The organism is Arachnia propionica, assembly GCF_900637725.1.
GTDB classification, from domain to species: Bacteria; Actinomycetota; Actinomycetes; order Propionibacteriales; family Propionibacteriaceae; genus Arachnia; species Arachnia propionica.
The window spans coordinates 1,290,013-1,309,928 of record NZ_LR134406.1; the positions used below are offsets into that span (position 1 = coordinate 1,290,013).

A 19,916-nucleotide genomic window follows, 5' to 3' on the forward strand; every position below is an offset into this window, starting at 1 on the left:
AGGGTCATGACCTGAGTTTGATGGTCACCGTCACGGAGCCGCCGGAAACCGGTTGGACATCCTTCCAGGTTCGTTCCCCCTGTTTCCACTCGTTTCCGCCGACGCTGACCTTCTCGATTCCGAGTTCGGACGCGTTTGCCAGGGCCAGCTGGGTGGCCGACCAGGCGGTGCCAGCGTTGCTCGCAGTCATGGTCAGTTCGGAACCATTGTCCTGGAAGCTGCCCCCGGGAACGGTGGCCACCACCTTGTCCAGGTCGCTGTGATCGGTTCCGGTGGCGTCCCGGTTGATGCAGGTGAAGACGCCCTCCTTGGATCCCCGGAAGGCTCCGGCCAGGGCGCGTGCGTTGGTTTCGTGTTTTCTGTAGGCCTCGGGATGCCCGGAACGCTGCACCTTCTGGGCTATGTCGTTTACGTCGGTGTTTTCCCAGCCGTCGAACTTGACCAGTTCCTCGTAGAACCGCCCGGAGCTGTACCAGGGGTCCATGATCTGCTCCTTGGTGCCCCAGTCGTAGGAGGGGCGCTGCTGGAACAGGCCGAGGGAGTCGCGGTCGCCGTAGTTGAGGTTCCGCAGCCCCGATTCCTGCCAGGCCGTCGCGAGCGCGATCACCGCCGCCTGCTCGGACAGGCCACGGTTGTAGGACTCGGCGACGATGATGGATGCGTTCCTCGCTTGCTCGTTGGTGAGCCGGAGCGGCTCCTCCGCCCCGTCCACCTGCAGGTAGCAGGCGTTCGGGGTCATGCGGGTGACGAGCCACTCGTAGCCTTTCCAGGCCCCGAAACCGAGGGCGCCCACCACCACGAGCGCCACGACCAGGATGATTGCTGTCTTCTTGCGCATGTCAGTTGGTGTGCAGTTCGTCGTTCAGTTCAACAGTTCCGCCCCGGCGTGGCCTTGCCACCACCCTCCCCGACTGCGAGTCGCGCAGGAACAGCAGGCCAGGGACACCGGAGAGTTCTCGCGCCTTGACCACGCGACCGCCGGGAAGCTCCACCTTCGTGCCAGCCGTCACGTATAGCCCCGCCTCCACGACGCAGTCGTCGCCCAGCGAGATCCCGATACCGGATTCCGCGCCCAGCAGGCAGCGTTCGCCGATGCTGATCACCTCCCGGCCACCCCCGGAGAGGGTACCCATGATGGAGGCTCCGCCGCCGATGTCGGAACCGTCACCGACTACCACCCCCGCGGAGACGCGCCCTTCGACCATGGAGGCCCCCAGGGTGCCCGCATTGAAGTTGACGAAACCCTCGTGCATCACGGTGGTGCCGGATGCCAGGTGTGCGCCCAGCCTTACCCGGTCCGCGTCCCCTATCCGCACCCCGGCTGGGGTGACGTAGTCGGTCATGCGCGGGAACTTGTCCACGCTGAAGACCTGCAATATCTCGCCCTTTCCGCGCAGAGCGGTGCGGATGTGGGTGACGTCCTCCACGCGGACCGGGCCGCGGCTGGTCCAGGCGTTGTTCGGTAGCTGGCCGAAAATGCCGTCGAGGTTGATCCCGTGGGGACGGACCAGGCGGTGGCTGAGCAGGTGCAGGCGCAGGTAGGCGTCCTCGGTGTTTCCGGGAGCCGCGTCGAGATCAATGACCACGCGCACCACCTTGGTTCTCACCTGGCGCAGGTCGTCGGTGAGCTGTGCCGCCAGCAACGAGGCGGGGGCCTCCTCGGTGACATCGCCGCCGATCCGCGGCTCCGGGTAGAACACGTCGAGGACGGAACCGGAGTTGTGAACGGTGGCGAGGCCCCAGCCCCAGCCCTGGCGAAGCACGTCAGTCATGCGGGTCAGTGTAGTGAACGTACCCGACAACGACACCCTGCCCGGGCCTTCACCCGAGGGAGACCGGATGGCTGGTCCGGCCATCTCCGGTGTGACGGTGAGAGCCCCGGCCACGAGCACCGATGGTTGTTCGTGGCAGTAGGCTCGCAGCCATGCTTCTCGATCCCGGTACTGATCTCGTGACCCTGCTGCGCGCCGTCGTCGACATCGAGAGCGTTTCCGGCAACGAGAAACGGCTCGCGGATCTGGTGGAGGAGGTGCTTCGCACCCAGCCCCATCTCGAGGTGGCGCGCGACGGCGACTGCGTGGTTGCCAGGACCCGGCTCGGCCGCGCCCAGCGGGTGCTGATCGCCGGTCACCTGGACACCGTTCCGGTGGCCGGAAACCTACCGAGCACGGTGGAGGAGACCCCCGAGGGGATCGTGATCCACGGCAGGGGCACCGTGGACATGAAGGGCGGGGTGGCGGTCGCGTTGAAGCTAGCCTGCGAACTCGACCGACCCCGTTTCGACATCACTTGGGTGTTCTACGACCACGAGGAGGTGGACGCTTCCCTGAACGGCCTCGGACGGCTGGCGGGCAACCGCCCCGACCTGCTCGAGGGGGATTTCGCGGTCCTCATGGAGCCGACGGGGGCCCGGGTCGAAGGGGGCTGCCAGGGAACCATCCGCATCAGGATCACAGCCGAGGGCAGGGCCGCCCACAGCGCCCGCGCCTGGATGGGCGACAACGCCATTCACGGCCTGGCGGATGTGCTCGCGCGGCTCGCGGCCCACGAACCGAAACGGATCGAGGTGGATGGCCTGGAGTACCGGGAAGGGCTGAATGCTGTTCGCATCGGTGGGGGAGTGGCGGGCAACATCATCCCCCCGAGGCGTGGGTGGAGATCAACTACCGGTTCGCGCCCGACAAAAGCCTCGACGAGGCCCTGGGGTATCTGGAGGAGGTCTTCGACGGGTACACGTTCGAGGTGACCGACCTCTCCCCGGCGGCCCGGCCCGGGTTGGACAGGCCGCTCGCGCAGGAGTTCGTCGACGCGGTCGGCGGGAAGGCGTTCCCCAAGTACGGTTGGACCGACGTGTCCCGTTTCTCCGCGCTTGGGATTCCCGCGGTCAACTACGGTCCCGGGGATTCGTCGTTGGCCCACCGCGACGACGAACGCTGCCCCGCTGAACACCTGAGAATCTGCGCTGACGGCCTCCGCCGCTGGCTCGCCTGAAGGAGGAACCGATGACCGAACGCCGCCAGGGAGCCGTGGTGCTTCGCGGCCAGGCCCGCGAGGAGGTGCCGACCGCCGACGAGGCGCTGCTCGGCTCCGACGGGGACGAATGGGCCAGCAAGGATCCGTGGCGGGTGCTTCGCATCCAGGCCGAGTTCGTGGAGGGATTCGACACCCTCCACGGACTGCCCGCCGCAGTCAGCATCTTCGGTTCCGCGCGAACCGCATCAACCGACCCGATGTACCGGGCCGCGGAACGGATCGCCCGGGACCTCGCGGAGCGTGGGTTCGCCGTCATCACCGGCGGCGGGCCCGGCATCATGGAGGCCGGCAACAAGGGGGCCAGCGAGGCGGGTGGCACATCCGTGGGGCTCGGCATCGAACTTCCCCACGAGCAAGGGCTCAACCCGTACGTCGGGCTCGGCATCAACTTCCGCTATTTCTTCGCCCGCAAGACGATGTTTCTCAAGTACTCGCGCGGATTCATCGCGATGCCCGGCGGTTTCGGCACCCTGGACGAGCTGTTCGAGTCGTTGACCCTGATCCAGACCGGCAAGGTGACCCATTTCCCGGTGGTGCTTTTCGGCAGCCGCTTCTGGGGGCCGCTGCTTGACTGGATCGAGCGGGAGGTCGAGGCCTGCGGTTTCATCAGCCCTGGCGATCTGGGCTTGATCACCCTCACCGATGACGTCGGCGAAGCGGTTGCCGCCATGGGCTCTCCCGTTCAGGGCTGAATCGGTAGGCTTGGGACATGGTTTGGGTTTTCGGGGTCGTTTTCATGGTGGTGCTCGCCTTGGCTGCCTGGGCGGGTACGGGGCGGCTCGGTGAGATGCCGGAACCGGTGGACGACCGTCCGAAGGCTTTCATCCCGGACCTGCCCTTCGGGGACGAGTTCATGGAGCGGCTGCGCCTGCCGGTCGTCTCCGTCGGGTACGAGAAGAGTCAGGTGGACGGCTTCCTGGAGGAGACCCGGCACCGGCTGCCACCGGAGCCTCCCCGGTTCGACGTGGTGGTCGGGGGCTACGACATGCAGGCGGTCGATGTGGTGATCAACAAGATCGTCGAGGACCTCGGGCTGCGTTCCGGGCCGCCAGCTTCCGAGGCCGCTGCCGACCCCGGGGCGCTGCCTCCGGTCGCTCCGGACCCGGCTGATGCGTCAGGGACTCTCCGGATGCGGAATAATGGAGGAGTTCACTTGGACTCCAAGGATTGAGGTTTGGCACATGGCAGCGATGAAACCCCGCACGGGAGACGGACCCATGGAGGTCGCGAAGGAGGGACGCGGCATCGTGATGCGTGTTCCCGTTGATGGCGGTGGGCGACTGGTGGTCGAGATGAATGCAACGGAGGCAACCGACCTGCTCAACGCCTTGAGGGGCGTCGTTGGCTGAGCAGCTGAATCCGCGTTGATGATGGGGTCGCCCGGGAGTGTTCTCCCGGGCGACCCTCGTGGTCAACGGGATCCGTGGAAGGCGATGGCCTTCTCGTAGACCGTGATGGTCTCCTTCGCGATCTGCTCCCACGAGAACTCGTCGATGCAGCGTTGCCTCCCTGCCTTCCCGAACTTTTCGGCGAGCGCAGGATCGCCAGTGAGGCGGTTCACCTTGGTCGCGAAATCGGCCTCGAAGGCGGAGATGAACTTAGGATCGGATGCCTGGGCCGGATCGTAAGGAACGAGCAGGCCCGTTGTGCCGTCGACGACCACCTCCGGGATTCCACCCACCGCGGAGGCGACGACCGCGGTCTCGCAGGCCATGGCCTCCAGGTTCACGATGCCCAGGGGCTCGTAGACACTCGGGCAGGCGAAAACCGTCGCATGGGTCATGACCTGCCGAACGGAGGCCCGGGGCAGCATTTCCGGCACCCAGATCACAGGTGCGCTGCGCTTGGCCTGGAGTTCCGCGAACGCCCCGTCGAACTCGGCGGCGATCTCCGGGGTGTCGGGGGCGCCCGCGAGCAGCACCACCTGGGTTTCGGGATCGAACTGCTGGGCTGCCCGGACCAGGTGGATCAGCCCCTTCTGGCGGGTTATGCGGCCCACGAAAACCACCGTCGGGCGGTCCAGGTCGATGCCCAGGCCTTGCACCACGTCGGTGCCGTTGTCCGGTTTGAACTCGTCGGGGTCGATTCCGTTCTTGACCACGAACACCCTGTCGGGATCCAGGTCCGGGTAGGAGGCGAGAACGTCCTTGCGCATCCCCGCGGAGACGGAGATGACGGCGTCGGCGGCCTCGAAGGCGGTCTTCTCCGCCCAGGATGAGACCCGGTAGCCACCTCCCAGCTGTTCCGCCTTCCAGGGACGGTGCGGCTCGAGGGAGTGCGAGGTGACCACGTGGGCGCGGTCCAGCATCAGCCCGGCCAGGTGACCGCCCATGTTTGCGTACCAGGTGTGGGAGTGCAGCACATCGGTGTCATCGGCGACCGCGGCCGCCATGGACAGGTCGGCTCCCAACACCCGCAGGGCCGCGTTCGCCCCGGCCGGCCAGGACTCGGGATGCGCGACGGCGCCGTCGCGGGGCTCGCCCATGCAGTGAACATCGACTTCGATGAACTTCCTGAGCTGTGGGACGAGCTGGGCCACATGGACCCCAGCCCCGCCGTAGATCGATGGTGGGTACTCACGAGTCAGCAGCGACAGTTTCATACTTCGCAATGATATCTTTCCAAACCTGTTGTGAGGGAACCGGCGAAGCGCTAGGTTTCAGACATGGTGGCACGCCCGAAGATCCTGTCAATCGTCCTCGCCGGTGGCGAGGGGAAGAGGTTGATGCCGCTGACCTCCGATCGCGCCAAACCAGCGGTGCCGTTTGGAGGCAGCTATCGGCTGATCGACTTCGTCCTGTCCAATCTCGCGAACTCTGGGTTGACCCAGGTCGCGGTCCTGACCCAGTACAAATCCCACTCCCTGGACCGACACATTTCCATGACGTGGCGGTTCTCGACCCTGATGGGCGCCTACGTGACGCCCGTCCCCGCTCAGCAGCGTCTTGGGCCCCGCTGGTACCAGGGGTCCGCCGACGCCATCTACCAGTCGCTCAACCTGATCCGCGACGCCAATCCCGACTACGTCGTCGTGTTCGGCGCGGACAACATCTACCGGATGGACATCGAGCAGATGGTGGATGCCCACATCGATTCCGGTCTTGGCTGCACCGTCGCGGGCATTCGTGTGCCCCGCAGCGAGGCCAGCGCGTTCGGCATCATCGATGCGGGGGAGGACAAACGCATCAAGAGTTTCCTGGAGAAACCCACCGAACCGCCGGGGCTGCCCGACTCGCCGGAAGAGTCGTTCGCCTCGATGGGTAACTACATCTTCTCCCGTCACGCGTTGGTGGAGGCGCTCAGGGCCGATGCGGAGAACCCGACGGCCAAACACGACATGGGCGGTGACATCGTCCCGTGGTTCACCGCCCAGGGCCAGTCACAGGTCTACGACTTCAAGGACAACGTGGTTCCCGGTGCGACGGAGAAGGACCTCAACTACTGGCGGGACGTCGGCACCATCGACGCCTACCACGAGGCCCACATGGACCTGGTGTCCGTCGAGCCGGAATTCAATCTCTACAACAGCGACTGGCCGTTGCTGACGAACCAGTCCCAGGCGCCCGGGGCGAAGTTCGTCATCCGCGGGAAGGCGGAGGATTCCATCGTCAATCCCGGATGCATCATTTCCGGCGGCGAGGTGGATCGCACCGTGCTCGGCCCGAATGTGCGCATCGACAAGTGGTCGCAGGTCTCGGACTCCGTGTTGATGGACGGCGCGAACGTGGGCCGTGACGCCGTCGTGCGCCGCGCCATCCTCGACAAGCACGTGATCGTCACCGACGGGGCGCAGATCGGTGTCGATCACGACCACGACCGGGAGCGCGGTTTCCACGTCTCACCCAACGGTGTGGTCGTCGTCGGCAAGGACACCGTCGTCCCGCGGGACTGAGAGAAAAACAACGATGGCCGCCTGCTGGTGGACTCCATCCACCCAGGCGGCCATCGTTCGCCCGCTGGTGGTTTCTCAGTCCTTGACCGCCACCAGCAGGCCGTTGCCCACCGTGAGCAGAGTGGTGGTGTAGCTGTCGGCGGCCCTCACCGCGTCGAGGGCCTCGCGGATGATGATGGTTTCGTCGCCCTCCCGGCCGGGATCGGCGACGGTGTTGTACCAGAGCACGTCGTGGATGATCAGGAGACCGCCCGGGCGCAGCAGGCGCAGGGCGGCGGCCACGTACTCGACGTACTCCAGTTTGTCGCCGTTGATGAATACGATGTCATAGGCGCCGTCCCGCAGCTTCGGGAGGATTTCCAGGGGAGCGCCTGCGATCAGCCGGCAACGGGACGGCGGATAGCCCGCGGCGTTGAGGAAGGACCGTGCAGGCAGCTGATTGTCGGCCTCGGAGTCAATGCTGGTCAGCACTCCGTCGGAGGTCATCCCGGCGAGCAGGGGCAGGGCGGAGGTGCCCAGCGCGGTACCGATCTCGACCACGGTTCGCGCATTCACGGCCTTGGCCAGTACGGTGAGGGCGGAGGCCACACCCTGACTGACCGGGGTGAGCCCGGCCTGAACCGCCTCCACCCGGGCCTGCTGAAGACCATCGGCGATGGGGGAGTGGGCCTCGGCGAAGCTCCAGCTCTCCGCCGTCGGCGCCGGGATGGGAGAATCAGCTATGTGAGTCACACGGCAACTCTACCCAGTTCGATGCCCTTATCCGTGGAGGCTCTATCCTGAACCGCATGAGTCATGTGGCCTACGCCGACAACCCGGGCGGCGCGCAGCAGTTGGTCGTCGCGACCGGTCGGCGTGTGGGGGGTGCCGATGCCGTCGCATCACTTGGATCCGGCTTGGCGTCGTCGGCGATGACCGGGCAGGAAAACATCCACGACGAGGAATCGCTCGTCACTTTCGAGGAGGCCTGAACCATGCCTGCAAGTCCGGAACAGCCCATTTTCGGGCGGCTGCTGACCGCCATGATCACCCCGTTCGGGTCGGACGGGCGCGTGAACCTCGCCGAGGCGGCCCGGTTGGCCCGGCACCTGGTGGATGGACAGGGACACGACGGCCTGGTGATCAACGGAACCACCGGGGAGTCCCCCACCACCAGCGATGAGGAGAAACAGGAACTGCTCAAGGCGGTGGTCGAGGCGGTTGGGGACCGCGCCTCGGTGGTGGCCGGGGTCGGCACCTTCGACACGCGCCACACGATCGAACTCGCGGGACAGGCCGCGGAGGCCGGTGCCGACGGGCTGCTGGTGGTGACCCCCTACTACTCGCGCCCTCCCGTTGATGCGCTCGAAGCTCACTTCCTCGCCGTTGCCGACGCCACCGAACTCCCCCTCATGCTCTACGACATCCCGCATCGCACGGGTATCCCGATTCCAGAGGCGTCGCTGCTGCGCCTGGCGGACCATCCCAGGATCGCGGCGGTCAAGGACGCCAAGGCGGATATCTGCTCGTCCTCGGTCGTGATCGCCAACACCACGCTGACCTACTACGCGGGCGACGACGCCTACCTGCTGCCGTTGCTGGCCGTTGGTGGGGCAGGGGTGGTTGGGACGTCCACGCACTTCTCGGGCCTCCAGGTCCGCGCGCTCATCGACGCGTTCGTCGCAGGGAACCTCGAACAGGCGCGGCAGCTCAACGCCCAGCTGCTGCCGGTCTTCCGGGGGGTGTTCGCCACCCAGGGAACGATGATGGTCAAGGCGGCCCTGAACCGCCGCGGTTTCGACGTCGGGAGGTGCCGCCCTCCCATGGGAACGGTCGCCCCGGAGGTCCTCGAACGTTTCCTGGGGATTCTGGACACCCAACTCTGAGCGTTTTCCCGGAAAACTCACAGGAACCTGAAGACCTCGCCCGGCGGCAGAAACCCGTTGGAACAAAGCCTCATCACCGTGCGTTGAAGGTTGTGTGAGAGGCGTGGAACGCTTCACACACACAGGTTCCTCACAGGATGAGGTGCCAGATTGTTTCCCATGGAGAGGCGAGGCGTGTTCCGCAACAAAGCGAGGCCAAACGAGCCGGACTGGGTTGCGCCCACCTGGGCGGAACTGGTCCGGGACCACTCGGCGCAGGTCTACCGCCTGGCCTACCGGCTCACCGGCAATCGCCACGACGCCGAAGACCTCACCCAGGATGTGTTCGTCCGGGTGTTCAAATCGATCCACAACTTCCAACCCGGCACCCTCGAGGGCTGGCTGCATCGCATCACCACCAACCTGTTCCTGGACTCCGCGCGACGCAGACAACGGATCCGCATGGATGCCCTGAGCTCGGCACCGGAACACGTCTGGGGACAGGACCGCAGCCCTGAGGAACTCCACGCGGACGGGGCCCTGGACGCCGACGTGGCGAATGCCCTGGCGGCCCTGAAGCCCGAGCAGCGCGTCGCCGTTGTGCTCTGCGACATCGAGGGAATGAGCTACGAGGAGATCTCGGAGGTGCTGGGCATCAAACTCGGTACCGTGCGCAGCCGGATCGCCCGCGGACGTGCCCAGCTGCGTGACGCGCTCGCCCATCGCGCGCCGAGCGAGGACCATGCCCGATATCTCGGGGTGTCATAGGAGGTGCGGGGAAACGACTGCCGCCGCTACGAGGACGACCTTTCCGGGTTCGTCGATCGGACCCTGCCCGAACGCCGCGTCAACCAGGTCAGTGAGCACCTGGTCCGGTGCCCGGAATGCTCCGCCGCCGTCGACGAGCTACGGCGGGTGCGTTCCAGGCTGAACTCCTGCCGGGCCGCCGCCACCCTGCCCGAAACCTTGGCCGAAAGGCTCCAGAACATCGCGGGAAACGAGTGCGACCAGCCGCTTTACCTGGCCGGGGACGGGCCACGTCGTCACAGTCGCGGTGGACGCCTGATCCGCGGAGGCATGGCCGCAACCGTGGCGCTGGCGACGTTGATGATGCTCTCCCTGGCGCTTGCGAAGGAACCCGCGGTCGTGGGTGATCCGGTCAGGGCGGCGCGCGAACAGTACTCGCTGGCGCTGACCACCATCAGCGTCGGACAGGGAGTCGGCGCCGTGCAGTGGGCGCGCGAACGGGGCGCCAGGCCCGGTGCAGCAACGCAGCTCAGTCCTCGCACCTTCGATCTCGGCCAGGCCGTCCCGATCGACGAGAACAACGCGATGATCCGGCTCGGCAACAACGGTCAGAGCATCACCTACTCCGGGCGACAGCGGGTCTGGTTGATGGACGGAGACGGTGTCCACCGGCCGAACGACGTGGAGGTCGATGTCGTCGCGGGAGAAGGAGCCACTCTGGCGGTCCTGGACGGAACCGGGGAACGTTTCCTCTCCTGGTTCGTTCCCACGATGGGTTGCTGCTCATCCCTTGCCGAAACCGGCTGGCAGTTCTACACCTACCAGAGCTCGGACACGGTGGCCGGACGCAGCGCATCCGTGGTCGAGGCCCGCGGCGACGGGCATCTCGTGGCGCGCTGGTGGCTCGATGACGACACGGGGCTTCCGTTGTGGGTCGAGCGCTACGACACGACGGGACGCCCTACGCTGGTTTTCGGATTCGTCAGCATAAACATCGGGACTGCGCAGCTGGCCACGGATTCCACCCAGCCCTACCCGATGGAATCCGTCTCCAGCGCCAACACCTCCGGGTGGTGCGTTGGCCTGCCTGAGTGTCCGCTGGAACTGGGAGGTCTTCCCCTGGTGGCCCACGCCAGTTCTGGCGAGGGACAGAACGTCTACCAACGGTTGGTCTACTCCGACGGTGTGCGTACCCTGAGCGTCTCGTGGACCCCGGGTGTGCTGGCAGGTGGGATCCGGGTTTCCGACGACTCGCCCGGACTGCCTCAAGTTTCCGCCTGGCAGGTGGGCGACGGCGTGGTCTCCGTGGCGACCAACGGTCCGCGGGCGCTGATGGCGGAGGCGTGCAAGGCTCTGCCGAAGCCGCAGGAGAACAAGTACGGCCTGCTGGAACGCATGGGAAGTGGCCTGGGACGGCTGGTTGGGATTGGTTGAACGCCCGGCCGCGGGTAGCCTGAGCGTGTGTTCAACATCGACGCCACCGAGCTGATTCTTCTTCTGGTACTCGGCGTCGTCATGTTCGGTCCCGAGAAGCTTCCCGCGTTCGCGCGGAAGGCGGCCCGGGTGTTCGTGGCGCTCCGGGGGATCGCGAACAACGCCCAGACGCAGCTGCGCCAGGAACTCGGCCCCGAGTATTCCGATCTCAAGATCGAGGACCTCAACCCCAAACGGTTCGTCGCCAAGCACATGCGCGAGGAGATCGCGGCCATTGAGGAGGCCAAACGTGAGATCTCCGACACGGGCAGAGCCGCGAAGGCCGCCGCCACCGGCGTGACGACCGCCACGGCGGTGAGGCACGACCAGCCGGATGCGGTTACCGAAACCCCACCGCCGAAGCCCTTGGCCGTCCCCTACGACCCGGAGGCAACCTGATCACACCGGGCTGACGGGCAGCATCCGCCCCAGCAGGTTTCTGCTGCGATTTGCCAGGTCCTCGCCCAGGTTCAACAGGGCCTGTGCGGCCGGATGGTCCGGGGCGCTGAGCACGAGGGGCTCGCCCCTGTCCCCGCCCGCCAGGAGCGCCTCGTCGAAGGGAACCTGCGCCAGCAGCGGCACGTCGTATCCGAGCCGCTCGCTCAGCGCTTCCGCCACCAGGGTGCCGCCTCCGGATCCGAACAGCTCAATCCGGTAGGACTTCCCGGTGTCGGGGGCCGTGAACTCCAGCCAGCTCATGTTCTCAACCACACCCAGTACCCTCTGTTTGAGGATGTGGGCCATGGTGCCGGCCCGTTCGGAAACCTCGGAGGCGGCGAGCTGCGGGGTGGTCACGACCAGCACCTCGGAGTTCGGGATCTTCTGGCCCAGGCTCATCGCGACATCGCCCGTGCCCGGGGGGAGATCGAGAAGCAGGAAGTCCACATCACCCCAGAAGACATCGGCCAGCAGCTGTGTGAGGGCCCGGTCCAGGATGGGGCCGCGCCAGGCGACCACCTGATCACGGGACGGTTTCAGCATGCCCACCGAGATCACCTTCAGGCCCTCCGCGGCCGGGACCGGCAGGATCATGTCGTCGACGACCGTCGGGCGGGAATCACCCAAACCCAGCATGTCGGGGATGGAATGGCCGTAGATGTCGGCGTCGAGGATTGCGACATCGCGACCGGCCTTGGCGAGGGCCAGGGCCAGGTTCACCGTCACCGAAGATTTTCCGACCCCACCCTTGCCGGAAGCGACCGCGATGACCTTCGTCAGATTTCCCGGTTTGGCGAACGGGATCTCGCGTTCCGGTTGACCGCCGCGCAGCACCTGCCGCATCGCGGATCGTTGCTCGTCGTCCATCACTCCCAGTTCGACGTGCACGCCCTTGACGCCCTCGACGGTTTCCACGGCCTCGGTCACACGCTTGGTTATCTCGGCGCGCATCGGACACCCGGGAACGGTCAACAGAACCCGGATGAAGAGCTGGCCTTCATCGTCGGCCATCAACTCATCGACCATGCCCAACTCGGTTATCGGGCGGCGAATTTCGGGATCCTCCACGGTGTGCAGTGCAGCTCGGACCAGAGGAAGAAGAGGGTTCTCATTCGTCACCCCTCCATACTCCCGCACAGTTCAGTCGGTTTCCAGCCCCTGCGAGTCGGCTCGGGAGGCCAGGGCGTCCCCGAGCAGGGCCAAGCTGACCCCCACCAGGGCGGGCAACCAGATGGATGTGAGAACGGCCAGCACCACGACGACGGGCCCCAGAATCAGGTGCACGGTCAGTCGTTGCCGGTAGGTGAAGCGGTTCTGCGCGGCTGGTGCCATCCGGAGCCGCCACAGGAAACCGTAGGCGACCAGCAGTAGCAGAGCCGCCCCGGCCCCGACCCAGAGGCCCGAACCGAGCACCCACAGTGACCAGGTCGCCACTCCCGCCATCACCAGGTGCCCCGCGAGCAGCACCACGGAATACCAGCTGATCTGCTGGGGTTCGCTCATGGTTCCTCCCTTTTCTCGTTGACGGCCTGTTCCAGGCGTTCCGTGAGTTCACGCAGTTCGGAACGCAGCTCGGAACGGACGAAGTCGCGGGTTGCCAGTTCCCCCAGGTGCATCCGGATGGCGGCGATCTCGCGGGCCAGGAAGTCCATGTCGGCCCGCGACTGGGCCGCCAGGCGGCGGTCCTCGTCGAGACTCAGCTTGTCCCGCACCTCCTGCCGGTTCTGGGCCAGCAGGATCAGTGGGGCCGAGTAGGAGGCCTGCGTCGAGAAGAACAGGTTCAGCAGGATGAACGGGTAGGGATCCCAGGAAAAACCGTAGATGCCGACCACGTTGAAGATCACCCACGCCCCGACGAAAACCGTCATGTAGGCGATGAACTTGCCGGTTCCCATGAAACGGGCGGCGGCCTCCGCGAATTCGCCGAAGGCCTCCGAGTCGAGAGTCACCTTCGGCAGCAGCCGGCGCCGCCTCGACCGCGGTTCTGACAGGGGACTGCGCTCAGCCATGGCTCACCTCCACGGGCTCGTCCATCTGGGTTCCGCGCCAGTCGTCGGGCAGCATGTGGTCGAGGACGTCATCCACGGTCACCGCCCCGACGAGCGCCCCGTCGGAATCCACCACGGGCGCCACCACCAGATTGTAGGTGGCGAAGAAACGCGAGACCTGCGCCAGGGGTGAGTCGGGACTCAAGGGCTCCAGGTTGTGATCCATCATCGTTGCCACCATCAGGGTGGGGGCGGCCCGCAGCAGCTGCTGGAAGTGGACCGCTCCCACGTAGCGGCCCGACGGGGTCTCCAGCGGGGGGCGGGTGACGAACACCATGGAGGCCAGGGCCGGGGTCAGCTGTTCCTCGCGGATGCGGGCCAGGGCCTCCGCCACGGTTGCGTCCGTTCCCAGCACCACCGGCTCGGGGGTCATCATGCCGCCCGCGGTGAACTCGCCGTAGACCAGCAGCCGGCGCACGTCGGAAGCATCCTCCGGTTCCATGTGCTCGAGCAGGTCCTCCGCGACCGCCTCGGGGAGGTCTTTGATGAGGTCCGCGGCGTCGTCGGGATCCATTTCCGCCAACACATCGGCGGCGCGGTTGGTCTCCAGTTTCGAGATCAGCTGGATCTGTTCGTCCCCGGGTAGTTCCTCGAGGGCCTCCGCCAGGGTCTCGTCGTCAAGGGCCTTGATGACTTCCACCAGTCTGTCCGGGTCGAGGTCGTGGAGTTCCTGTGCGATGTCGGCCGGTTTCATGTCCGAGAACTTCGCCACCAGGTGTTCCGGGGAACGACCCGTCGCCAGCACCAAGTCCGGAACCTGGTTCCACTGAATGATGTCGGTGACGCGGCGGCCCCCGAAACCGAAACGGCTGACCCTGGTGCGGCTCGTGATGGCGATCTGGAACAGTTCCCACTCGCGGTTGCGCACCTGGATCATCGAGACGTCGTAGATCCGGGTCGGGACGTCGCGGGGAACGGGACGGTCGAACAGGTCGGTGGCCACCAGCCATTCCGTTTCGCGCTTCTTGAAGCGGCGGGTGTCGACCTGACCGAGGATGGCAACCTGGTTGACTGTTATGTTGTGCACCCGGATCATGGGCACGAAGATCCGTTGTCGGGCGAACAATTCGACCACCAGGCCACGCACCCGGGGTGCCAGGGTACCGGTTCGCAGGTGGAAGACCACGTCCTTGACACGACCCACCTGATCGCCCGCCGCGTCGACCACGGGAAGACCGACCAAGCGGGAGATGAAAACCGCGGACTCCTTGGCGCTCATGGGCATGAATCTACACTTGAACAACGCGCAAGTGCTTGCCGGACACTGACCAGGAGCCAAGATGACCCCCGCCGTTCCAACCCGACGGTTCACCCCGATTGTTTCCACCAGCAGGTTGTTCGAGCTGGACTATCCTCAACGCGTCGGAAGCTACGGCACCTACGAGGAGGCGCAGGCGGCGGTCGATTTCCTGTCCGATTCGAAGTTCGCGGTGGCGAACCTGATGATCGTGGGAACCAACCTGAAATCCGTGGAACGAGTGACGGGCAGACGCACCTGGAGTTCAGTCCTGATCCAGGGAGCCGTCTCCGGCTTCGGCACCGGGATAGTCGTGGGTTTGATGTTCTACCTGTTCATGCAGAGCGAAAACACCTTCCTGTCGCTGATCCTGGCCGGGCTCGGGCTCGGTGTCAGCTTCGGCATGCTCTCCGCTGCCCTGGCCTATGCACTGAGCGGCGGGCGACGAGACTTCGAGTCGATGCGGCAGGTGGTGGCAACCGGCTACGAGGTGCTGTGTGAGCACAAGGCGGCGGCCGAGGCGCGCGAACTGCTCGCCAAGTGGCCCGGGCACAGGGCGACAGGGATCAACTGAGTAGGGTTTCTGGTATGGACTTGACCTGGGATCTGTACAACCCCGCCAGCCGCGCCGGCCGCATCCTCGTGGTGGCCCCCAGCATCGGCGGGAACTGCTCACACCAGTGGGCGAAGGTGGCGGAGCTTTTGACGAGCGACGCCCTGGTGGTGTTCGTCGACTACCCCGGCCATGCGCTGAGCGAGGTCTGGAATGACGAGGACGAACCAACCCTGGACGTGGTTGCCTCGGCCATCATGGACGTTGTCCACGAGGTCCGGGAGCAGGTCGGCGAGCTTCCCGTGTTCTTCGCGGGGCTCTCCATAGGAGGTGCCACCGGCCTGCACCTAGCACGTGATCACGCCGATGAACTGGCCGGGGTCGCGGTGCTGTGCTCGGCGGCCACCGTGGGGGAACCCGACCGATGGTTCGAGCGCGCCGAACTTGTTGAGACCTCCGGCACCCAGCAGCTGCTGGAGGAAACCTCGAAACGCTGGTTCACCCCGGCCTTCAAGGCGGCCAATCCCCGCGTCACGACCACCATCATGGAGGGCCTGGCCGCGGCGGACGACCACTCATACGCGCAGCTCTGCCGCTGCCTGGCGCATCACGACCTGCGCGCCGACCTGAGGGACATCCGCTGCCCGCTGCTCCTCATCGCCGGGGAACGCGACAGCTCCACGCCGATCGCGAACCAGGAACTGGTCGCGGCCAGCGTGCCCGGCGCCCAGCTGTCCGTGATCCCGGAGGCGGCCCACCAGGTCACGGTGGCCGCGCCGGACACCACGGCGAATCTGCTGCGCGCTTTCATGGACCGGGTGACCCGTCAGGCAAGGACGGAACTCCCGGACGACTGACGCTAAACGGATCCGAGCAGGAGAAGGGCCCGCCTCGATGGGAGATGGTTCCACCGAGGCGGGGCGGTCGGCGGTCAGCCCTTCAGACGGGCCAGCCAGGCCTCCACGTCCCTGCTCGCGCGGGGCAGCGAGGCCGACAGGTTCTCGGGGTCGCCCTCGGTGATGAGGATGTCGTCCTCGATGCGCACCCCGATGCCGCGGTACTCCTCGGGCACGAGAAGATCGGTCGACTTGAAGTAGAGGCCCGGTTCCACCGTGATCACCATGCCCGGCAGCAACTCCGCGTCGCGGTACCTCTCCCTGCGGGCGGCGGCACAGTCGTGGACGTCCAGACCGAGGTGGTGCGATGTTCCGTGCACCATCCAGCGTCGGTGATAACCGCCGTCGTCGGCGAGGGTTTCCTCGACCGAGCAGGGCAGCACACCGATCTCTGCCAGGAACTCCGAGATCACCCGGATCGCCGCGCGGTGCGGATCCAGGAAACCGTTGCCCGCCCGGCAGGCCGCGATACCGGCCTCCTGGGCCGCCAGCACCACCTCGTAGACGCGGCGTTGCGCGTCGGTGTAGCGGCCGTTGACCGGCAGCGTGCGGGTCACGTCCGCCGTGTAAAGCGAGTTGACCTCGACCCCGGCATCCAACAGCAGCAGGTCGCCGTTCAGGATGTCGCCGTCGTTGCGAATCCAATGGAGGGTGTTGGCGTGATCACCGCCCGCGGAGATGGTGTCGTAGCCGACGTTGTTGCCCAGGTGGCGGGCGTGCAGGCCGAAGACCCCCTCCACCCAGCGTTCGCCACGACCGCCTGCCACGGCGTTCGGGAGTTCGCGGGCAACCGCCTCGAAACCCACCCGGGTGGCATCGCAGGCGCGGCGCAACTCGCCGACCTCGAAGTCGTCCTTGACCAGGCGCAGTTCGGAGAGCGTGCGGAACAGCTCCGCGTCCGCGTCCTGCGCCTGGCCGCCACGAAGCTCATCGACCATGGCGGTGATTCCCGGATCGGCCTCGCGAACCACCCGCAGGCCGACGACCCCGGAAAGTTCGTCCCTCAGCTGACGCAGGTCCCGGCAGGGGAAACCTACCCGGGCGGCCATTTCCTCCAGTGAGTCGCGCTGGCCGACCCACATCTCCCCATACCGGCTGGAGGCGTAGAACTCCTCGTCCGTCCTGGGACAGCGGGGCCGGAAGTACAGGCAGACACCGGTGGGGGAGACCACGGCAACCGCATCGGGTTCCCGGTCCTCACCCAGCCCCGTCACCCAGGCGAAGGTGGAATGGGGGCGGAACCGGTAGTCGCAGTCGTTGGAACGCACCTTGTACGACCCGGCAGGAATCACGAGGGTCGCGCCGGGGAAGGCTTCGCGCAGGGAGGCCCAGCGGGCGGGGGTCCAGTCGGCGGCCGCCAGTCGCTCGGGCGGAACCTCAGAGTAGGGCGCCCAGCCCGAGACGATGAACTTCTTGAAGGCCTCCGAGTACGGGGACTTCCGGTTGTCTGCGCGATCTTTCGCCTCGTGGCTGTCTACCTGCTCTGCACTCATGGGTCATGAGTTTAATTCCCGGTAGATTTACGTTCCAGAACGTTGGAAGGAAACGCATGCTCGCAGACCCCGCTGACCAGCAACACCTACTGACCCTGGCTGAACTCGACTCAGAGATCGGGCGTTTGCAACACACCGCCAAGACCCTGCCGCAGCACGCCCGCATCGCTGAATTGATGACCACCCGGCAGGCGATCACCGACGATCTGGTGGCTGCCACCACCCGCGCCCAGGACCTGGAGCTCTCGGTTCACCGGGCGGAATCCGACCTGACGCCGGTGCGGGCCCGGCTGGAAAGGGAGAACCGGAGGGTGGATGACGGTTCCGTCACGGACCCGAAGGTGCTACGCGGACTCGTGGAGGAGGTGGAACGCATCAAACGGCGGATAACCGAACTGGAGGATGCCGAGCTCGACCTGATGGGACAGCTCGAGGAGGCAGCCGCGGAACGCGACGAGCTGGCCGCCCGCAAGAAGAACGTCGAGGACGAACTGCGCGCCGACGTCGCCGCCCGCGACGCCGAGGTGGGCAGGTTGAGCGGTGAGGCGAAGGTCATCGCCTCCAGCAGGGCCTCAGAGGCCAAGAAGGTGCCCGCCCCGCTGCTGACCCTCTACGAGAAGATCCGCGCGCACAGCGGCCTAGGGGCAGCCAAACTGCATCGCGGCCGGTGCAGCGGATGTCAGCTGGAACTCACCGTCTCGGACCTCGACACGTACCGCAAGGCCCCGCAGAACGAGGTGCTCCGGTGCGTCGAGTGCGACCGGATTCTCATCCGGACAGCTGATTCGGGCCTTTGATGCCGAGCCCCGATCTCAGGGTCTCACCGGGGATTCCCCACGCTCTTTCAAAGGGACTCGCTCTGCTGCGAGGCAGGCTGGACGTGTCTGCCGATTTTCCCGGGAAGGCGCTCGAGGAGGTGGATGGCCTCCGGGACAACCCGCCAGGTTTCCCGGGGCACGCCGACCGGACCGCCGTGGAACTCGTCACGGTTGATCCCGCCGCATCCAAGGACCTGGACCAGGCAATCCGGATCGAACGGAACGGGTCGGGATACCGGGTTCACTACGCCATCGCGGATGTCGCGGCGTGGGTGAGACCGGGATCCGCGCTGGAGGCCGAGGCAATGCGACGCGGGGAGACGCTGTACGCGCCCGGGGCCAAGGTGCCGCTGTATCCCGATTCCTTCTCGGAGGGGATCGGATCGCTGCTGGCCGACGGCAGACCCCGTCCGGCGGTGCTGTGGACCCACGACCTGGACGCTGACGGGGTGCCCACCAGGGTGGGTGTCGAGCGGGCTCTGGTCTGTTCGCACGCGAAACTCTCCTACGAGGAGGTCCAGGCGGATGCGGACGCTGGCCGGGCGCACCCGAGCGTCGCGCTGCTGTCCGTCGTCGGTGAACTACGGCAGCGCCTCGAGGCCGAACGCGGGGGCGTTTCTCTCAACCTGCCCGGACAGGAGATCGTCGCGGAGAACGGAACCTGGTTGACGAGGTTTCGCTCCTCGCTACCGGTGGAGAGGCACAACGCCCAGGTCTCGCTCCTGACCGGCATGGTCGCCGCGGAACTCATGGTGGGCGCAGCGGTCGGGATCCTGAGAACCCTACCGGCTGCCAGTCCTGAGGCGATCGATCGCCTCCGCCTCAGCGCCGGGGCCCTAGGGGTCGACTGGCCGGTCGCGCAGTCGTACCCGGATTTCGTCCGGGGGCTGGAACCGGGGGAACCCGCGGAGCTCGCGGTGCTGGCCCGCTGCACATCGCTGTTCCGGGGCGCCGGTTACCGAAGTTTCGACGGCTCGCTGCCCGGTGACGACTTGGGACATTCCGCCCTGGCGGCCCGCTACAGCCACGTCACCGCACCCCTGCGGCGGCTGGTGGATCGTTTCGCGTCCGAAATCTGCGTGAGCATCGGGCAGGGAGAACCGGTTCCCGGGTGGGTGCGTGAGAACCTCGCCGGGCTGCCGGAGCTGATGGCGGCCAGTAACCGGCGAGCCCGTTCCTGGGAACACTCGGTGGTGGATCTGGCTGAGGCGCTGGTCCTGCAAAAGCGGGTGGGAGAGGTTTTCGACGCGGTCCTAATCGATGTCAATCCGAGGTCCGGGATGGGAACCTTTCAGATCGCAGACCCGGCGGTGGAGGCGAAACTGCCCGCGGAGGGCCGTGAACCCGGCCGGGCGGTTCGGGTGCGGTTGGATGAGGTGGATCTCAGCGAGGGCAGGACGGTGTTCTCCCATGCCGTTTGAGGCCGTTGGGGAAGCTAGACTTG

The 19,916-nt window shown here is 66.3% G+C and carries 22 protein-coding genes and 1 pseudogene; 14 read left to right on the top strand and 9 right to left on the bottom strand.

All coding sequences use genetic code 11. The annotated features are described in order from the left end of the window. Positions 1 to 4 precede the first annotated feature (4 nt). Complete coding sequence (locus EL272_RS05520) at positions 5 to 838, bottom strand: hypothetical protein (protein ID WP_014846233.1); 834 nt, start codon at positions 836 to 838, stop codon at positions 5 to 7. 1 nt (position 839) lies between these two features. Continuing rightward, positions 840 to 1,802, bottom strand: coding sequence for a 2,3,4,5-tetrahydropyridine-2,6-dicarboxylate N-succinyltransferase (dapD, locus tag EL272_RS05525; RefSeq protein WP_041697336.1), 963 nt, complete (start codon positions 1,800 to 1,802; stop codon positions 840 to 842). Positions 1,803 to 1,924: 122 nt separating this feature from the next. Between dapD and dapE the strand changes: the two are divergent. The 4 genes and pseudogenes from dapE (at position 1,925) to EL272_RS05545 (ending at position 4,382) form a co-directional block, all read left to right on the top strand. After that, a pseudogene (gene dapE / locus EL272_RS05530) lies at positions 1,925 to 2,991 on the top strand (succinyl-diaminopimelate desuccinylase). A gap of 11 nt (positions 2,992 to 3,002) precedes the next feature. Further along, positions 3,003 to 3,725, top strand: a complete 723-nt coding sequence (locus tag EL272_RS05535; protein ID WP_014846236.1) for an LOG family protein — start codon at positions 3,003 to 3,005, stop codon at positions 3,723 to 3,725. A 17-nt stretch (positions 3,726 to 3,742) separates the two neighbouring features. After that, positions 3,743 to 4,204, top strand: coding sequence for a hypothetical protein (locus EL272_RS05540; RefSeq protein ID WP_014846237.1), 462 nt, complete (start codon positions 3,743 to 3,745; stop codon positions 4,202 to 4,204). A 10-nt stretch (positions 4,205 to 4,214) separates the two neighbouring features. Beyond that, positions 4,215 to 4,382 (top strand): DUF3117 domain-containing protein, encoded by a 168-nt coding sequence (locus tag EL272_RS05545; RefSeq protein WP_071162211.1) that lies wholly within the window; start codon positions 4,215 to 4,217, stop codon positions 4,380 to 4,382. A gap of 62 nt (positions 4,383 to 4,444) precedes the next feature. On the opposite strand, the gene glgA is transcribed toward EL272_RS05545, so the two are convergent. Continuing rightward, complete coding sequence (gene glgA / locus EL272_RS05550; RefSeq protein WP_061787112.1) at positions 4,445 to 5,635, bottom strand: glycogen synthase; 1,191 nt, start codon at positions 5,633 to 5,635, stop codon at positions 4,445 to 4,447. A 63-nt stretch (positions 5,636 to 5,698) separates the two neighbouring features. Between glgA and glgC the strand changes: the two genes are divergently transcribed. Further along, positions 5,699 to 6,925 (top strand): glucose-1-phosphate adenylyltransferase, encoded by a 1,227-nt coding sequence (gene glgC / locus EL272_RS05555; RefSeq protein ID WP_014846240.1) that lies wholly within the window; start codon positions 5,699 to 5,701, stop codon positions 6,923 to 6,925. Between the two features lie 75 nt (positions 6,926 to 7,000). Here the strand turns inward: glgC and EL272_RS05560 are convergent, their stop codons facing one another. Continuing rightward, positions 7,001 to 7,657, bottom strand: a complete 657-nt coding sequence (locus EL272_RS05560) for an O-methyltransferase (protein WP_014846241.1) — start codon at positions 7,655 to 7,657, stop codon at positions 7,001 to 7,003. A 56-nt stretch (positions 7,658 to 7,713) separates the two neighbouring features. Between EL272_RS05560 and EL272_RS05565 the strand changes: the two genes are divergently transcribed. From EL272_RS05565 to EL272_RS05585, 5 genes are all read left to right on the top strand, one after another. Beyond that, positions 7,714 to 7,896 carry a hypothetical protein gene (locus EL272_RS05565; protein ID WP_123823772.1) on the top strand — a complete coding sequence of 61 codons (183 nt, stop codon included), beginning with the start codon at positions 7,714 to 7,716 and terminating at the stop codon, positions 7,894 to 7,896. Positions 7,897 to 7,899: 3 nt separating this feature from the next. Beyond that, positions 7,900 to 8,790: a 4-hydroxy-tetrahydrodipicolinate synthase gene (dapA, locus tag EL272_RS05570; protein ID WP_061787111.1), complete on the top strand. Its 891-nt coding sequence runs from the start codon at positions 7,900 to 7,902 to the stop codon at positions 8,788 to 8,790. A gap of 159 nt (positions 8,791 to 8,949) precedes the next feature. Then, positions 8,950 to 9,537 (top strand): RNA polymerase sigma factor SigE, encoded by a 588-nt coding sequence (sigE, locus tag EL272_RS05575; RefSeq protein ID WP_061787110.1) that lies wholly within the window; start codon positions 8,950 to 8,952, stop codon positions 9,535 to 9,537. A 3-nt stretch (positions 9,538 to 9,540) separates the two neighbouring features. Continuing rightward, a complete protein-coding gene (locus EL272_RS05580) occupies positions 9,541 to 10,950 on the top strand; it encodes a zf-HC2 domain-containing protein (protein WP_061787109.1) in 1,410 nt (469 codons plus the stop codon). A gap of 27 nt (positions 10,951 to 10,977) precedes the next feature. Next, on the top strand, positions 10,978 to 11,388 hold the full coding sequence (locus EL272_RS05585; protein WP_061787108.1) for a sec-independent translocase: 411 nt from the start codon (positions 10,978 to 10,980) through the stop codon (positions 11,386 to 11,388). On the opposite strand, the gene EL272_RS05590 is transcribed toward EL272_RS05585, so the two are convergent. The 4 genes from EL272_RS05590 to EL272_RS05605 are packed head-to-tail and all read right to left on the bottom strand — an operon-like array spanning position 11,389 to position 14,700. Then, complete coding sequence (locus EL272_RS05590; protein WP_061787107.1) at positions 11,389 to 12,546, bottom strand: Mrp/NBP35 family ATP-binding protein; 1,158 nt, start codon at positions 12,544 to 12,546, stop codon at positions 11,389 to 11,391. It lies immediately after the preceding gene. Positions 12,547 to 12,567: 21 nt separating this feature from the next. Further along, the gene (locus tag EL272_RS05595; RefSeq protein ID WP_061787106.1) at positions 12,568 to 12,930 is read right to left on the bottom strand and encodes a hypothetical protein; all 363 of its coding nucleotides are present in this window, start codon (positions 12,928 to 12,930) and stop codon (positions 12,568 to 12,570) included. Beyond that, on the bottom strand, positions 12,927 to 13,436 hold the full coding sequence (locus tag EL272_RS05600) for a DUF1003 domain-containing protein (protein WP_014846249.1): 510 nt from the start codon (positions 13,434 to 13,436) through the stop codon (positions 12,927 to 12,929). Before EL272_RS05600 ends, EL272_RS05595 begins: the two co-directional genes overlap by 4 nt. Continuing rightward, positions 13,429 to 14,700: a magnesium transporter MgtE N-terminal domain-containing protein gene (locus EL272_RS05605; protein ID WP_014846250.1), complete on the bottom strand. Its 1,272-nt coding sequence runs from the start codon at positions 14,698 to 14,700 to the stop codon at positions 13,429 to 13,431. Before EL272_RS05605 ends, EL272_RS05600 begins: the two co-directional genes overlap by 8 nt. A 55-nt stretch (positions 14,701 to 14,755) precedes the next feature. On the opposite strand from EL272_RS05605, the gene EL272_RS05610 reads away from it, so the two are divergent. Both EL272_RS05610 and EL272_RS05615 read left to right on the top strand, forming a co-directional pair. Further along, on the top strand, positions 14,756 to 15,286 hold the full coding sequence (locus EL272_RS05610; RefSeq protein ID WP_014846251.1) for a YflT domain-containing protein: 531 nt from the start codon (positions 14,756 to 14,758) through the stop codon (positions 15,284 to 15,286). A 14-nt stretch (positions 15,287 to 15,300) separates the two neighbouring features. After that, the gene (locus EL272_RS05615) at positions 15,301 to 16,122 is read left to right on the top strand and encodes an alpha/beta fold hydrolase (RefSeq protein ID WP_014846252.1); all 822 of its coding nucleotides are present in this window, start codon (positions 15,301 to 15,303) and stop codon (positions 16,120 to 16,122) included. A gap of 74 nt (positions 16,123 to 16,196) precedes the next feature. On the opposite strand, the gene EL272_RS05620 is transcribed toward EL272_RS05615, so the two are convergent. Then, positions 16,197 to 17,654, bottom strand: coding sequence for an aminopeptidase P family protein (locus EL272_RS05620; RefSeq protein WP_014846253.1), 1,458 nt, complete (start codon positions 17,652 to 17,654; stop codon positions 16,197 to 16,199). Positions 17,655 to 17,710: 56 nt separating this feature from the next. Here EL272_RS05620 and EL272_RS05625 point away from each other — a divergent pair, with 56 nt between their 5' ends. Next, on the top strand, positions 17,711 to 18,451 hold the full coding sequence (locus tag EL272_RS05625; RefSeq protein ID WP_014846254.1) for a zinc ribbon domain-containing protein: 741 nt from the start codon (positions 17,711 to 17,713) through the stop codon (positions 18,449 to 18,451). Between the two features lie 83 nt (positions 18,452 to 18,534). Beyond that, a complete protein-coding gene (locus tag EL272_RS05630) occupies positions 18,535 to 19,893 on the top strand; it encodes an RNB domain-containing ribonuclease (RefSeq protein WP_244926120.1) in 1,359 nt (452 codons plus the stop codon). Positions 19,894 to 19,916: the final 23 nt, after the last annotated feature.

What these genes read in the sequence shown, in the direction of transcription:
- EL272_RS05520 (WP_014846233.1), bottom strand. Translation starts at nt 838, where the DNA reads ATGCGCAAGAAGACAGCAATCATCCTGGTCGTGGCGCTCGTGGTGGTG.
- EL272_RS05535 (WP_014846236.1), top strand. Translation starts at nt 3,003, where the DNA reads ATGACCGAACGCCGCCAGGGAGCCGTGGTGCTTCGCGGCCAGGCCCGC.
- EL272_RS05540 (WP_014846237.1), top strand. Translation starts at nt 3,743, where the DNA reads ATGGTTTGGGTTTTCGGGGTCGTTTTCATGGTGGTGCTCGCCTTGGCT.
- EL272_RS05545 (WP_071162211.1), top strand. Translation starts at nt 4,215, where the DNA reads ATGGCAGCGATGAAACCCCGCACGGGAGACGGACCCATGGAGGTCGCG.
- glgA (WP_061787112.1), bottom strand. Translation starts at nt 5,635, where the DNA reads ATGAAACTGTCGCTGCTGACTCGTGAGTACCCACCATCGATCTACGGC.
- glgC (WP_014846240.1), top strand. Translation starts at nt 5,699, where the DNA reads ATGGTGGCACGCCCGAAGATCCTGTCAATCGTCCTCGCCGGTGGCGAG.
- EL272_RS05565 (WP_123823772.1), top strand. Translation starts at nt 7,714, where the DNA reads ATGAGTCATGTGGCCTACGCCGACAACCCGGGCGGCGCGCAGCAGTTG.
- dapA (WP_061787111.1), top strand. Translation starts at nt 7,900, where the DNA reads ATGCCTGCAAGTCCGGAACAGCCCATTTTCGGGCGGCTGCTGACCGCC.
- sigE (WP_061787110.1), top strand. Translation starts at nt 8,950, where the DNA reads ATGGAGAGGCGAGGCGTGTTCCGCAACAAAGCGAGGCCAAACGAGCCG.
- EL272_RS05595 (WP_061787106.1), bottom strand. Translation starts at nt 12,930, where the DNA reads ATGAGCGAACCCCAGCAGATCAGCTGGTATTCCGTGGTGCTGCTCGCG.
- EL272_RS05600 (WP_014846249.1), bottom strand. Translation starts at nt 13,436, where the DNA reads ATGGCTGAGCGCAGTCCCCTGTCAGAACCGCGGTCGAGGCGGCGCCGG.
- EL272_RS05605 (WP_014846250.1), bottom strand. Translation starts at nt 14,700, where the DNA reads ATGCCCATGAGCGCCAAGGAGTCCGCGGTTTTCATCTCCCGCTTGGTC.
- EL272_RS05610 (WP_014846251.1), top strand. Translation starts at nt 14,756, where the DNA reads ATGACCCCCGCCGTTCCAACCCGACGGTTCACCCCGATTGTTTCCACC.
- EL272_RS05615 (WP_014846252.1), top strand. Translation starts at nt 15,301, where the DNA reads ATGGACTTGACCTGGGATCTGTACAACCCCGCCAGCCGCGCCGGCCGC.
- EL272_RS05620 (WP_014846253.1), bottom strand. Translation starts at nt 17,654, where the DNA reads ATGAGTGCAGAGCAGGTAGACAGCCACGAGGCGAAAGATCGCGCAGAC.
- EL272_RS05625 (WP_014846254.1), top strand. Translation starts at nt 17,711, where the DNA reads ATGCTCGCAGACCCCGCTGACCAGCAACACCTACTGACCCTGGCTGAA.